Source organism: Alkalicoccus luteus (genome assembly GCF_052061695.1).
In the GTDB taxonomy this organism is placed as follows: Bacteria; Bacillota; Bacilli; order Bacillales; family Salisediminibacteriaceae; genus Alkalicoccus; species Alkalicoccus luteus.
Genome location: NZ_JBPZEY010000002.1, coordinates 183981 through 198999, shown reverse-complemented (window position 1 = coordinate 198999; position 15019 = coordinate 183981). Strand labels below are relative to the sequence as shown.

Annotated in this window: 12 protein-coding genes; all 12 read right to left on the bottom strand. The window is 46.8% G+C overall.

Going from position 1 to position 15019, the window contains the following annotated elements:
* Window positions 1–10: 10 nt before the first annotated feature.
* A complete protein-coding gene (locus ACSZLD_RS03220; protein ID WP_444684206.1) occupies window positions 11–733 on the bottom strand; it encodes a GntR family transcriptional regulator in 723 nt (240 codons plus the stop codon).
* 41 nt (window positions 734–774) lie between these two features.
* Entirely contained in the window at window positions 775–3081 is a 2307-nt protein-coding gene (locus ACSZLD_RS03215) for a DNA translocase FtsK (RefSeq protein WP_444684205.1), read from the bottom strand.
* A gap of 88 nt (window positions 3082–3169) precedes the next feature.
* Window positions 3170–4840 carry a ribonuclease J gene (locus ACSZLD_RS03210; protein ID WP_377908282.1) on the bottom strand — a complete coding sequence of 557 codons (1671 nt, stop codon included), beginning with the start codon at window positions 4838–4840 and terminating at the stop codon, window positions 3170–3172.
* A gap of 425 nt (window positions 4841–5265) precedes the next feature.
* Window positions 5266–6159 (bottom strand): 4-hydroxy-tetrahydrodipicolinate synthase, encoded by an 894-nt coding sequence (gene dapA / locus ACSZLD_RS03205; RefSeq protein ID WP_444684204.1) that lies wholly within the window; start codon window positions 6157–6159, stop codon window positions 5266–5268.
* Window positions 6160–6185: 26 nt separating this feature from the next.
* Window positions 6186–7394, bottom strand: a complete 1209-nt coding sequence (gene dapG / locus ACSZLD_RS03200) for an aspartate kinase (protein WP_444684203.1) — start codon at window positions 7392–7394, stop codon at window positions 6186–6188.
* A 139-nt stretch (window positions 7395–7533) separates the two neighbouring features.
* Window positions 7534–8580 (bottom strand): aspartate-semialdehyde dehydrogenase, encoded by a 1047-nt coding sequence (locus tag ACSZLD_RS03195; protein ID WP_377908279.1) that lies wholly within the window; start codon window positions 8578–8580, stop codon window positions 7534–7536.
* Between the two features lie 112 nt (window positions 8581–8692).
* Complete coding sequence (locus ACSZLD_RS03190; protein ID WP_377908277.1) at window positions 8693–9949, bottom strand: M16 family metallopeptidase; 1257 nt, start codon at window positions 9947–9949, stop codon at window positions 8693–8695.
* Between the two features lie 81 nt (window positions 9950–10030).
* Entirely contained in the window at window positions 10031–12121 is a 2091-nt protein-coding gene (pnp, locus tag ACSZLD_RS03185) for a polyribonucleotide nucleotidyltransferase (protein ID WP_444684202.1), read from the bottom strand.
* 178 nt (window positions 12122–12299) lie between these two features.
* The gene (rpsO, locus tag ACSZLD_RS03180; protein ID WP_168004595.1) at window positions 12300–12569 is read right to left on the bottom strand and encodes a 30S ribosomal protein S15; all 270 of its coding nucleotides are present in this window, start codon (window positions 12567–12569) and stop codon (window positions 12300–12302) included.
* A 135-nt stretch (window positions 12570–12704) separates the two neighbouring features.
* Window positions 12705–13646: a bifunctional riboflavin kinase/FAD synthetase gene (locus tag ACSZLD_RS03175; RefSeq protein WP_377908273.1), complete on the bottom strand. Its 942-nt coding sequence runs from the start codon at window positions 13644–13646 to the stop codon at window positions 12705–12707.
* A gap of 5 nt (window positions 13647–13651) precedes the next feature.
* Window positions 13652–14575: a tRNA pseudouridine(55) synthase TruB gene (gene truB, locus ACSZLD_RS03170; protein WP_444684201.1), complete on the bottom strand. Its 924-nt coding sequence runs from the start codon at window positions 14573–14575 to the stop codon at window positions 13652–13654.
* 92 nt (window positions 14576–14667) lie between these two features.
* On the bottom strand, window positions 14668–15015 hold the full coding sequence (gene rbfA / locus ACSZLD_RS03165) for a 30S ribosome-binding factor RbfA (RefSeq protein WP_377908271.1): 348 nt from the start codon (window positions 15013–15015) through the stop codon (window positions 14668–14670).
* Window positions 15016–15019 lie beyond the last annotated feature (4 nt).

Genomic DNA, 15019 nt, shown 5'->3' with positions numbered 1-15019 from the left:
CGTCCGCCTCCTAAAATACCCGTTTTCGTAATACGTGAAATTTAAATTTATCGGCACGAAAATAGTTCACCGAATAAAGCACAGCGCGCTCCTGATCATCATAATGCATTTGCTTTAAGACAAGTAACGCTGTTTCAGGGTCACACTGGAGGAGCTCGGAGACGTGTTCATGATATCCGAGCGGCTCCAGATCCGTCATGGCATAAGCTATTGTAATTCCATTTTGTTCCAGCTGATTGAAGATGGACTCATCTCCTCGCGATACCGGATCCGGGAGCAGGTTTTCCGGAAGCTTATCAAGACAGTATACTACCGGATCTCCATCCGCTGTCCGAAGCCGCTCAATCTTCATTACCTGCTGAAGATCTTCCTCGTGAAAACGTTCCTTGTCTTCTGGTGTCGCTTCTACAAACCCAGACGAAAGAAAATTAGTTCCTGGCTCCCTCCCGCCGCGGCGAATCATATCGGTGACACTAAACAGCTCTTCGATTCCCGATGAAAAAAGCGGCTTCGTATGAATGAACGTTCCAACCCCATGACGCCGGACAACGACACTTTCATCTTCCAGCATGCGAAGCGCTTCACGCAGCGTCGCCCGGCTGACACCCAGCTGCCTGGAGAGCTCGAACTCAGAGGGCAGTCTTTCTCCGGCTTTGTAACGGCCTTTTTCAATATCCTCTTTTATTTTATCGATTACCTGCAGATAAAGCGGTCTTGAATCGGATTTTATCAACGTAGATGCCTCCTGCCATTAGTTTTGACGCTTCTCCCTCGTTAATTACTATGGTCGTCTTCCCGTCTGGCCGCCAACACCTCACGGGGCTTACTTCCTTCGTAAGGACCTACTATACCCTGCTGTTCCATTTCATCGATCAGCCTCGCAGCACGAGCATACCCGACTCGAAAACGCCGCTGCAGCATCGATACAGAAGCTGTCTGCATTTCTGTTACCAGCGCAACAGCGTCTGGGAACAATGCATCGTCAGATTCAGCACCAGTTGTTTCCGGTTCGTCATCTGGAATCATATCTTCCGCGTATTGAGCCTGCTGTTGTTCAATACAGTGCCTTACTACCTTTTCCACTTCTTCGTCACTTAGAAACGCCCCTTGTATACGGACCGGCTTCCCGGACCCTACAGGCATAAAGAGCATATCTCCTTTTCCGAGCAGCTTTTCCGCTCCCGCTCCATCAAGAATCGTTCTGGAGTCTGTTGAGCTCGAGACGCCGAAAGCAATTCTGGAGGGAATATTCGCTTTAATGACCCCGGTAATGACATCGACAGAAGGACGCTGCGTTGCAATGATCAAGTGGATCCCCGCTGCCCGCGCCATTTGAGCAAGACGGGTTATGGCATCCTCCACGTCACTTGAAGCAACCATCATCAAGTCAGCGAGTTCATCGACAAGCACGACAATATATGGGAGCGGAGAATAAGGCTCCTCTCGCGTTTCATTTTCTCGGTGAATGTGCTGGTTATACCCTTCTATATTACGCGTACCGGTCGCCGCAAACAATTCATATCTTCTTTCCATCTCATTAACGACCTTTTTAAGCGCCTGTGCTGCTTTCTTCGGTTCTGTTACAACTGGTGACAGCAGATGAGGGATCCCGTTATAAACATTGAGTTCCACCATTTTCGGATCAATCATCATTAATTTCACTTCATGCGGCTTACTTCGTAGCAGGATGCTGACAATGATACCGTTAATACATACACTTTTTCCGCTCCCAGTTGCACCGGCAACGAGCAGATGCGGCATTTTATTTAAATGAGCGGCAACAGCTTCTCCGGATATATTTCTGCCAAGTGCTATGGCAAGTGGATTAGACTCCGTTTTCATCTGCTGCGAGTCAATTACCTCCCGAAATGTAACGAGTGCTACATCCTGATTCGGAACTTCAATCCCAATAGCAGACTTTCCCGGGATGGGCGCCTCCATTCGAATGTCCTTTGCAGCAAGTGCTAATGCAAGGTCATCAGAGAGATTTACTATCCGGCTTACTTTAACCCCCGTGGACGGATATACTTCATATTTAGTGACTGCCGGTCCAAGATGTACCTTAGTCACCTTTGCCGAAACGCCGAAACTTGCGAGCGTTTCTTCCAATTTTCGGGCGTTTTTTGAAAGCTGAGAATGCTCCTTTGACTGGGTTTGTTTGGAAGGGGGAGCGAGCAGGTTAACAGACGGAAGCTTATAATCTACATTTTCGCTTTCCTGAACAACGAGCCCCTGCTGTTTAGTTTCCTCAGGCACTGATTCTGCCGGCTCTATTTCCTTTTTCTCGTCCTGCTGAAGAGGTTCTTCATATGCAGTAGCTGTAAAATCATAAATAAGCGGTTCCTTTTCCTCTGACTGATGCGGTTCTGCAGAAAGCTCTACCGGTTTCTCATCTTCGGCAGCATAGTCTTCCGCTTCAGCAACCGGGTTATTCTTTGACTTACGCTCTCGAAATTTCCGTTTTAAGGAGGCCGAGACAGAAGCAAAGAGCTGCTTTATTTTTTTGCCTATGCGTACAGCAGCCGGCTTTTGTTTTTCTGCGCTCCATTTCATGATGTCGATAATTGATTTACGGCTTGCTACTACTGCCCCTGCTGCAACGAGTACCATCGCAAGCATGATAGCCCCGGGAGCGGCAGCGAGTACAGCAGCACTTTCAAAAATCACTACTCCAGCAACTCCGCCATGAAATCCTTCGATTTCTCCAAAAGATGCGGATTGGAGCTCAATCCCATTCTGCACGCCATCTGTGTAGCGTCGGCGAAACGGCAGCTGCAGCAAACTGACGATTCCCACTGTTGCTAAAAGGACCCCCGAGGCTGTTCTGGATAAAAGAACCGGAAATGCTCGTTTCCACATGAGGAAAAGTCCAAGCAAAAATAAAGCTGCAGCAGGAAGCCAGTAAAGGCTTCCTGTAACAAACCTAAACATGTTTTGGCCCGTTTCGCCGATCCATCCCAGCTGAAACAGGATCAGGACCGCAGTGACAGCTAAGAGAACGCCGGCTCCTTCAAACTTGAGCAGGCGTTTCCACTGCTGCTCTCTTTTCGTAGGTTTTTTCTTTCTTTTTTTCGTTGCCATATGTATCCGACCTTCCTGCTATCCTGCTGTTAAAACAAACAGTGCCCCCGCAATGCAGGTACCTGCAGGGAGACACTGTCGACATTCATTAGGCTTCCATAATAATTGGCATAATCATCGGTCGGCGCTTTGTTTTTTCGTACAAATAGCGGCTCAGCTGATCCCGAACATGGCTTTTCAGCTGGGACCACTCCGTTTGATTCTGCTCCATTGCTTCTCCCAGAGATTTTTTTACGAGTGATTCTGCTTCATTAATTAATGCTTCAGATTCGCGCACGTAAACAAATCCTCTGGAAATAATATCCGGACCTGACAGAATTTCATTATGTTTTTTATTAAGCGTCACGACTACTACCAGAATCCCATCTTTAGAAAGAAGTCTTCTGTCCCGAAGTACAATGTTACCTACATCTCCAACACCGAGACCATCAATCAAGACATGACCGGAAGGGACTTTAGGTCCACGCTTGCCCTTCCGCTTTTGAAATTCCACCGTTTCTCCTTTTTCCAAAAGGTAGATGTTATCAGGATCTACATGAACAGAAGCTGCAAGCTTTTGGTGGGCATACTGCATTCGATATTCACCGCTTACAGGAATAAAGTGTTGAGGCTTTACAACGTTTAACATCAGCTTCAGTTCTTCCTGGCTGGCATGCCCGTTTACATGTATTTTCTTTGTTTTTCCGTATACAACATCTGCGCCTGTACGGGAAATTAAATCAATCATTTGAGAAACGAGCTTCTCATTGCCGGGTTTTGGCATAGAAGACATAATCATTCTGTCCTTATTTTGAATCTTAAACAGCGGATGAGAACCTTTGCCCATCTTCATCAGATCGCTCATTGGCTCTCCCTGTGTTCCTGTTGTCAGAACAACCAGCGCATCTCTGTCGAGTGACTTGATTTCTTTTTTCGAAATAAGCACGTCTTCGTCATCGGTCAGATATCCGAGTTCAAGTCCAAGATCTACAGCCCGCTCAATTGCTTTTCCAACGACCGCTACGTTGCGTTCTTTTTGAGCTGCAGCGTCGATAACCTGCTGGATTCGATGCAGATGTGTGGCATAAACGGCAACAATCAATGCCTGCGGTGCTTCGTGAAAAGCATCTTTAAGCCCTTCGGCTACGATTGACTCAGATGGGGTATAGCCTGGTACTTCAGCAGCAGAACTGTCAGACAGCAGACAGAGAACACCCTTCGACCCAATTTCTGTAAGTTTATCGATGTCCATAGTTTGTCCATCAACAGGATTCTGATCAAATTTAAAGTCTCCAGTGTAGAGAATCGGTCCCTGAGAAGTATGAATGACAATTCCGAGTGAATCCGGAATACTATGATTCGTTCGGAAGAAACTCACTGGTGTTTTTGCAATGCGGACCTTGGAGTCAGCGTGTACTTCATGAAACTTTGGCTTCTTTTTAAGCTTTATTTCGTCGCACTCATCTTTAAGAAGTGCAAGCGTAAACTTGGAACCGTAAACCGGAACTTTGATTTCGCGCAGCAGATATGCTGCAGCTCCAATATGCTCTTCGTGACCATGAGAAAGAATAAGAGCCTGAACCCGATCCTTGTTCTCTATAAGATATGACATATCTGGAATGACGATATCGACACCAAGCATGTCGTCTTCCGGATGCATACAGCCTGCATCAAGAATAAAGATATTTTCATCCAGCTCCACCACGTAGAGATTTTTGCCGGATTCTCCCAGCCCTCCCAGGGCAAAGATTTTAATTTTGTCGGTCTGTTGATTTGCCAAATTAATTCCTCCTGTATCAAAAGTTCAACTGTGTAGATGTTCATTATTCAGTAAATGCGACAGCAGGCGTTTTAACACGCATCAAAAATGATTACCGGTCCACCAGAAAGAACGTCTGTCTCCTCAGACGTTCTCTGGACATGCACTGTTTCCACACTCATTTTTTACTCTGCTGACCAAGCCGATCTGAACCTCTTTTATAAGTATACATGAACGAGGCGCAGGTTCACAAGCTGGACTTCCAGTTTCATGAGCTGTCCTAACGTATATGACACGTATACTCGATCTTTCTTCGCATTCATTTGTACGTATACCTAGATCTTCTTTTCTACATGCTGGAAGGAGCACAGAAAGATCAATAGAAAAGAGCCTGTACCGAAATCGATACAAGCTCAGCTTCTTGACGGATTAATATTCGAAGAGCGTCAGCTGGAAAATCTGCTCATGCTGGATACATCATTCAAAGCACGCTGCACGAGAGCTCTTTCTGTTTCATCGAGTGCTACTAACGGAAGCCGAACTCCGCCTGTGTCAAATCCTTGCATACTTAACGCCGTTTTTAACGGGGACGGGCTTGGTGCGATAAACATCGCTTTCATAAACGGAACGAGCTTCTGATGCATCGAGGCCGCCTGATCCGGTCTGCCTTCTCTGTAATGAGCAATCATCTCCTGCATTTCACGGCCGATGATGTGGCTCGATACCGAAACAATGCCGTCTGCTCCAACGGCAACAGAAGGAAGCGTCAAACTGTCATCACCGGAATAAACGGCAAAATGATCCGGCGTTCCTGCTACGAGAGCTGTCAGCTGGTCAAGATTGCCGCTTGCCTCTTTAACTGCTGTAATGTTTGGAACCTCGGATAATGCGATGACAGTTTCGGGCAGGAGATTCACCATTGTTCTGCCAGGCACGTTATAAACCATGACCGGAATTGATACTTTTTCAGCAATGGTTTTAAAATGCTCATACATCCCCTGCTGAGACGGTTTATTATAATAAGGCGCTACCAGCATGATTCCATCTGCCCCGTCTTTTTCAGCCTGAATCGACAATTCAGCTGTCGCACGGGTGTCATTCATCCCTGTTCCTGCAATAACCGGAATGCGGCCGTTTGCCACTCTGACGGTTTCACGGTAAAGCTCAGCTTTTTCTTTCATGCTGAGTGTGGCAGATTCTCCCGTCGTTCCTCCACTGATGACCGCTTCTGTACCTCGCTCAATCAACAAATCTACGAGAGGTCCGAGCTGATCAAAATCAATAGCACCTTGCTGATTAAATGGTGTAATCATCGCTGTTACGACATTTCCTAGTTTCATCTGTCATCCTCCTCATTCAACCTGCGCTAAGCGTTGTTGTCCGTTAAAAAACTGTCATGAAGTACATTAACCGCATTGCGCAGCTGCGGACTGCTTACAAGCACCCAAATGGTCGTGTGGGAATCTGCTGACTGAAGCACATGAATGCCCTGCTGCTCAAGTGCTGTCACTATTTTGGCTGCAATGCCGGGAACACCGCTCATGCCTCCTCCGACAACCGCGACCTTCGCACATTGGTCCGTCCATGTTACGTCATGAGGGAGATCTTGTAAAGAGTCAAGAGCCTCAGTACGTTTTTCGGACGGAATCGTGAAAGTCGCAAATTCAGGGTGGATCGAAATAAAGTCAACAGATATTCCAGCTTCAGCCATCGCAGTAAATACGTCTGCTTTAGGATTAGGCCCTGCAGCTTTTATCTGACAGACCTTATCTTTATGTGTCACCGCTGTTACTGGTCTTTCTTTTACGTCCTGTCCAGCCGCTCCGTCAATCGTTGACCGAATAATCGTGCCTGGTCCATCCTCGGAGAATGCCCTGATGCGAAGCGGTATTTCTGCCTGCATCGCAATTTCTACTGCTCTCGGATGAATCACCTTTGCGCCTTGGTACGCCATGTTGCTCACTTCGGCATATGTAACAGCCTTGAGTGGTTTCGCATTTCCGGCTATTCGAGGGTCAGCGGTCATAATACCTGCAACATCCGTAAAAATATCAACCATTTCAGCCTTTAAAGCTGCACCCAGCGCCGTAGCAGAGGTATCTGATCCGCCTCTGCCAAGCGTTGCTGTCGTTCCCTTCGGAGTCATTCCCTGAAATCCTGTTACAACAATAACGTCCTTATCCTTTAAAGCACCTTCCAGCGCGGCAGTCTGCATTTCCGTTATACGCGCATCTCCGTAAACTTCATTCGTTCGAAAGCCTGCTTCGGCTCCCGACATGGCTCCAGCTTTTACACCTTTATGCTGCAACAAAGCTGAAAAAGCGACTGACGATATTGTCTCGCCGCATGCCATAAGCATATCCAATTCTTTAGCTGATACAGCAGGCGTATTACCGCCTGCCAATTTCAGCAGTGTATCCGTTGCGTAGGGATCTCCACTTCTTCCAATAGCAGATACTACTGCGACTACTTTAAATCCATCTTGCAGTGCGGTTAAAATGTGTTCTGCACACTGATTTCGCTTTGCTTCAGTCTGTAAAGAAGAACCGCCGAATTTTTGAACGATTAGTTTCATGTCTGCATCACCATCCCTATTATAATCCTGCTTTCCGCCAGCTACAAGAAGGGAAATCAAAAACGTACGCCTTTTATCGTTTGTTCACCGAGTTAAACAAAAATAATCCCGGCCTGTTGAGGCCGGGATTGCAAACAGTTTATTTAAGCAGCCCTTTTTGAATTAAAGAAAAAGCAATTTGAACAGAGTTCAGAGCTGCACCCTTCAACAGATTATCCGCTACAATCCATAAGTGGAAGCCTTTAGGATTATCAAGGTCCTGCCTGATTCGTCCAACAAAAATGTCGTCTTTACCTTTCGAATCAGCGGCAAGCGGATAAAGCTGAGTAGATGGGTCATCCTGAAGCGTGATCCCGGGAGCTTCCTGCATCAATTCTTTTAATTTTTCAACGGTTAATCCTTCTTGCTCGGTTTCAATATAAACCGACTCCGAATGACCCGTTTCAACCGGCAGTCTCACGCATGTAGCAGCGACGTGCATAGACGGCTCTTCCATAATCTTTTTCGTTTCGTTGATCATTTTCATTTCTTCGAAAGTGAATCCGTTATCTGTAAACACATCAATTTGCGGAACCGCATTGAACGCAATCTGATAATGCTTCTTATCTCCGGAAACGGGCAGTACCTTTGGGTCTATTTCTTCCCCATCAAGAATCTGTCTCGATTGTTCGTACATTTCATCCACGGCATCAGCACCTGCACCAGATACTGCCTGATAGGTTGAAACAACAAGCTTATTCATTCCGAAAGCCCTGCGGACAGGCTCTAGGGCTGCTACCATTTGAATAGTAGAGCAGTTCGGGTTGGCGATAATGCCATTATGCGCCTCAAGTGCATGTTCGTTTACTTCCGGAACCACCAGCGGCACATTTTCATCCATTCGAAATGCGCTGGTGTTATCCACTACAATTGCTCCGCGCTTAACGGCTTCATGCGCCAGCGCCTTTGAAACGGAACCGCCGGCTGAGAAAAGAGCAAGCTGAATGCCTTCAAACGATTCAGGCTTTGCTTCTTCAATCGTAATTTCAGATCCGCGGAATGTTTTTATTTTTCCAGCTGAGCGGCTGGATGATAGAAGTTTTAATTCGTTGACCGGAAAATCGAGCCGGTCGAGCGTTTTGAGCATCTGTTCCCCAACTGCTCCTGTTGCACCTACTACTGCTACGTTAAATGTTTGTTGAGACATATGAACCCCTCCGTCAATTTAATCAGAACACTCTAATAGTTTAGCAGTCCTTATTAGACTCTGCACACGTGAATACAGTGGATGAGACAGCATGAACAGGCGTCAGAAGCTGTCAGCACTCAACAGCTGTACGATTTCGCAAGGAGTCGGGCAGGGAGCCCGCTGTACTAACGAGGGAGACAGCCGGATTATCGTGCAGTATCAAGCGAGCTGTCCTTTGAATTGTCTGCATTGAGACAGCATCAATAGCCTGTACCATTTCGTCGATCGGCAGGCTTCTGCCAAGAAACAACTCATTTTTAGCATTTCGGTTCATGCGGCTGCTGGAGCTTTCCAAGCTTAGCAGCAAATTACCTTTAAGTTGTTCCTTAGCATTCGCCAGCTCTTTTTCAGTCAGCCCATTTTCCTTAACATCATTGGTAACCCGCTTAATGATATCGACTGTTTCATTTAAATGCTTTTCATGCGTTCCTGCATAGATGGTAAGAAGACCAGTATCCCGAAATGCCTCGTGCATGGAATAAACGGCATAGGCGAGCCCTCGCTCTTCCCGGATTTCCTGAAACAGCCTGCTGCTCATGTTACCACCCAGCACGTTATTTAACAGCACAGCGCTGTAAATAGCATCGTCGGTAAGGGAAACACCTTCATAGCCAAAACAAAGATGTGCCTGCTCGGTCTTTTTCTTTTTGGTTAAGACATTCCCCTGAAACTGCGGCTTCTCAAGCGTGAGCGGCTCTCCATGATGTGCTGAATTAGTAAACGCTTCTGTAACCTGTTCCACAAGCTCTTCCGTAAAGTTACCTGCAATTGAAATAACAAGCCGCTCTCCGCCGTAATGGCGTCTCATGAAATCTCTGAGCCGGCTTTCATTAAAAGAAGCGAGTGTTTCTTCTGTGCCGAGGATCGGTGCTGCAATTGGGTGATTGCCATATGCAGCCTCGGCCAGCATTTCATGCACGAGATCGTCCGGCGTGTCGTCATACATATGAATCTCTTCAAGTACGACCTGCTTTTCTTTCTCCATTTCATCAGCATCAAAGCGGCTCTCAAAAAACATTTCTGTTAAGAGGGCCACAGCACTGCTGGCGTGGGTGTCCAAAATCTTTGCATAATATGCTGTATATTCTTTGGACGTCATCGCGTTTACGTATCCACCCATTGCATCGAAAGCTTCAGCAATTTCAGAGGCAGATTTATGCTTTGTACCTTTGAAAAGCATATGTTCAATGAAGTGGGCAGAGCCGTTTTCTTCAGGCTGTTCGAACCTGGAACCAGTGCTCAACCAAATTCCAGCCGAGACCGACCGGATAGATGTGTCCCGTTCCAGGACCAGCCTCACATTGTTCGAAAGCGTCCGTTTTTCCATTCCAACCATTCCTCCAGCCTTGTAATAACCGAAAGCCCGCCGGAAGCTGTGCTCCCAGCGGGCCGGCCCGGCTATAGCTAATTATTTATCCAGCATTGCTTTACGGGAGAGGTTTACTCTTCCTTGATTGTCGATCTCAGTGACTTTTACCATTACTTCATCACCAAGCTCCAGAATATCCTCGACTTTATTGACGCGCTCATGTGCAAGCTGAGAAATATGCACAAGTCCGTCTTTCCCTTTGAAGAGTTCCACAAAGGCACCGAACTTCTCAATGCGTTTTACTTTACCGAGGTACGTTTGTCCAACTTCTACATCGCGGACAAGGTCTTCAATTGTCTTTTTCGCTTTTTCATTGGCAGCCGCATCCGTCGAAGCAATATAAACGGTACCGTCCTGCTCGATATCAATCTTCACACCTGTTTCGTCGATAATCTGATTAATTGTTTTTCCGCTTGGTCCAATAACATCCCGGATTTTATTCGGATTAATCGACATCATCATAATCTTAGGTGCGTATTCACTTAAGTCGGTGCGCGGAGCGGAGATTGCCTCCATCATATTTTCAAGGATTTTCATACGTCCCTGCTGCGCTTGCGCTAATGCTTCCTGAAGCACCTGTTTGTCGATTCCATCGATCTTAATATCCATTTGCAGAGCGGTTACCCCGTCCTTCGTACCGGCTACTTTAAAGTCCATATCCCCAAGTGCATCTTCCATGCCTTGAATATCGGTCAGGACCTGTACGGAATCTTCATGTTTAACAAGTCCCATTGCAATACCGGCTACCGGTGCTTTGATCGGCACTCCAGCTGCCATCATAGCAAGTGTGCTGGCGCATATACTTGCCTGTGAGGTAGATCCATTGGACTCCAGAACTTCTGACACCAGGCGGATCGTGTATGGGAATTCTTTCTCAGATGGAATTACCTTCTCCAATGCACGCTCTCCAAGAGCACCATGGCCAATTTCCCGCCGGCCCGGTCCACGTATTGGCCCTGTTTCCCCTACGCTGAAGAGAGGAAAGTTATAATGGTGCATGAAGCGTTTCGATTCTTCAATTCCTAGTCCGTCCAGCACCTGGACGTCACCCAGAGCCCCCAGTGTACACACGCTGAGTGCCTGCGTCTGACCACGGGTAAACAGACCGGAACCGTGCGTTCGCTGCAGTATATCAATTTCTGAAGCGAGTGGACGAATTTCATCAACTTTACGGCCGTCCGGACGAATTCCTTTTTCCGTAATGAGCCTGCGCACCGTCTCTTTTAACAGCATATCCAAAATCTGCTTTACTTCCCCGGTGCGGTCTTCTCCATCATCTTCCGGTTCAAACTTCTCCAGAATATCATCATATGCGTTTTTCACAGCGGTATCGCGTTCCTGCTTATCGACTACGGTTGCTGCCTCTTCAATCAGGTTTCCGGATGCTTTACGAACTTGTTCCACAAGTTCCTCGTCATGCTTCAACAGCTTTACATCCATCTTAGTTCGTGCCACTTCCTGTGCAATTTCTTCCTGAAAAGCAACAAGTCGTTTAATTTCTTCATGGCCGAATAAAATGGCATCCAGCATGACATCCTCTGAAACCTCATCAGCGCCAGCTTCCACCATATTAATTGCATCTTTTGTACCGGCTACGATCAAATTGATGTCGCTCTGCTCCATTTGGTCGGTCGTCGGATTAATGAGAAATTCACCTTCTACGCGTCCGACAGTAACACCTGCAATCGGTCCGGCAAATGGAATATCCGAAACAGACAACGCCAGGCTCGAGCCTACCATTGCAGCCATCTCCGGAGAACAATTCTGGTCATTACTCATAACAATGCTGATCACTTGAACATCGTTACGAAAGCCGTCTGGAAACAGCGGACGGATTGGACGGTCAATCAATCTTGAAGTCAAAACCGCATGATCACTCGGGCGTCCTTCCCGTTTAATGAAGCCGCCTGGAATTTTACCGGCTGAATAAAGTCTTTCTTCATAATTAACAGTCAGCGGAAAAAAAGGCAGATCCTTAGGTTCCTTTGAAGCAGTAGCTGTAGACAGCACGGTTGTATCCCCGTACCGGACCATCACTGCACCGTTCGCCTGCTTGGCAAACTGGCCGTATTCTACAGTCAGCTCACGGCCGGCCCATTCTGTTTTAAACACTTTCTTTTCTGTGGCCATATTATAAATCTCCTCCCGCCTGCATGATGCAGGTTTCATCATCAGTGTATGTATAAGTAAAACGTCTGCGTCCTTTAATTCCTCATTCATCATATCAAATAATCAGCACCGTGAAAAGCTGACAGTACCGCTAAAAGCACAATAAAAAAGAGCGGGAGAGACTCCCGCTCTGACCGTCTTATCGACGAAGACCAAGCTTATCAACCAAAGCACGGTAGCGGGTAACGTCTTTCTTACGAAGATACGTAAGAAGGTTACGGCGCTGACCAACCATCTTCAGCAGTCCACGACGGGAATGATGATCCTTCTTGTGGGTACGAAGATGCTCGTTAAGTGTGTTGATCTGTTCTGTAAGGATAGCTACCTGAACCTCTGGGGAACCGGTGTCGTTTTCATGTGTCTTATACTCAGTAATAAGCTCATTTTTACGCTCTTGAGTCAATGCCATCCAAATCCACCTCCTGAAACTTTTTTTAATCGCCTGCAGCCCAGCGTACGTCGGTGAATCGAAGCGCCGCGCTGTGGTTCGACTCATTTAATATACATGACTTGCCCGCTTGTTGCAAGAGCAGAGCCTGAAATATTAAGAATTTCGTTCTGATGTAAGGTGCATATGCTGACGTGCCTCTTCTGCATCAGCAGCAATTTGCTGCTTCAACTCTTCAGCGGATCCGAATTTCTTTTCTGCCCTGATGCGTTTCAAAAACGAGACGTAACACTCTTTACCGTAAATATCCCCATCGAACTCAAACAAGTGCACTTCAAGTGTGCGGTCCCCATTTGATGTAAACGTCGGGTTAATACCGATATTTGCAACTCCATTATAAATCGTTCCGTCTACCTCCGCTTTTACCGAATACACCCCATTCGCCGGCGCCAGCTGCTTCTCAGGAATTGCAACATTTGCTGTAGGAAAACCGATCGTGCGTCCACGCTTAGCACCGTGTACGATTAAGCCTCTTATTTCATAGCGCCTTCCGAGCAGCAATGCAGCTGTTTCCACGTCCCCTTCATGCAGACAATTACGCACAGCAGTCGAACTGATTTTTTGTTCATCTTCCAGATAAGCGTCAACTGTTTCCGAACTGACTTTTCCCCGGCTGTGAAACGGAAATGTATCCATTGTTCCTTTTCCTTTATGCCCAAACGAATAATCAAAGCCTGCTGTCACATGTTTAATTTGGAGACCAATAACATATTCGTCCACAAATTGCTGAGGCGTCAATGCTGCAAATTCAGGGCTGAATGTTACCAGGAACAAGTAATCAATGCCTTCATCTCGCAAGCGGGCAACTTTTTGTTCCAGTGTCGTTAAATATTCCGCCTCTTCGCCACGTAATACTTCTTTCGGGTGCGGATAAAAGGTCATTACCGCTTTTTTCAGTCCTTTTTCATCTGCTGTTTTGCAGGCAGCTTGAATTACCTGCTGGTGACCGCGGTGCACCCCGTCGAAAAAACCAAACGCACAGGCAGACGCCTCCAGCTTCTGAGGCTGAATCGGATGTTCGAGTTCTATTATTTCCATCACTATCACCTCGGCTGATCAGCAGTTCTGATCATTTTTTCTGGTTTCATGCTGCCTTCCCGTTTTTCATCTCGTTTGTATAAGGCCAGAAGCCGACCGCCGCTTCCGTGAAGCGCAGCAAACGCTGCTTCATTAGTGAAATCTTCAGGGAGAGGCAGAATGGCACCTTGAAGTACTTTCTTTTCCATTTCTTCAGATACTGTGATCGAGGGAAAATGAGAGGTTGCCTCTTCCATAGATACGAGATAACGTTCTGGATTTTCTGACGTTTCCAGCTGGTCGAATGTCACACAATGGCTGCCCGAAATACTGCCAGAGGCGGTTCTTGTCAGCGCGGACATATGAGCTGCATATCCTAATTTCCGGCCAATATCGACTGAGAGCGTTCGAATATAGGTGCCTTTGCTGCACAAACAGCTGAACGTAAAAGAAGCTGTCTGTGCCGCCTTCTTTACTTCAGAGGTCCGATTGAGATGATAAATAGTAATGTCACGGACCGGCCGCTCTACTTCCAGTCCTTCACGAGCATATTCATAAAGTCTTTTTCCTTTGACTTTTACGGCTGAATACATTGGCACCTGTTGGCTGATCACACCTGTCAGCTCCGTCAAAACTCGATCTGCTTCATCTTCGGCAGGCTTTACCGTAACAGGAGTCTGCTCTGTGACGACCCCATGACTGTCCTCTGTATCTGTAGAAAAACCGAGAGTGACTTCCCCCTCATACTGCTTAGAGACACCGGTTAAATACTCCACGAGCTTCGTGGCGCGTCCTAGGCAGACCGGGAGAACGCCTTCTACTTCTGGGTCGAGTGTACCTGTATGTCCTGCTTTTTTTGTTCCGTAAATACGCCTGATTCGTTTTACAGCTTCAAAGGATGTCATTCCCGCAGGTTTCCACAGCGGAACAATCCCGTGTAAGTCACTCATCGTTGATCTCCTCCGGCTCTGATTTAATCTATGTAAGTAAAGGAAGGGTATATCCCCTCCTGTAGATGGAATATACCCTTTGGGGCGTTCTGCTATTCTCTTTCTTTCATTTGTTTAAGCAGGGTTTCAATCCTGTTGCCCCGTTCAATGCTTTCATCAAATTCAAACGATATTTCAGGAGTTTTACGAAGCTGCACTCGCTTTCCAGCTTCTGAACGAATGAAGCCTTTGCCTTTTTCAAGAGCGTCCAGCGTTTTTCTGCGCTCCTCTTCTTCTCCATATACAGTAACGAAGACGGTCGCCTGCTGAAGATCTCCTGTAATTTCCACGTCGGTCACCGTGATGAAACCGATACGTGGGTCTTTCAGCTCTCGCTGAATAATATCAGAGATTTCTTTTTTCAGCTGTTCAGCTACTCGATTCGCGCGAACGTTACCCATCAAT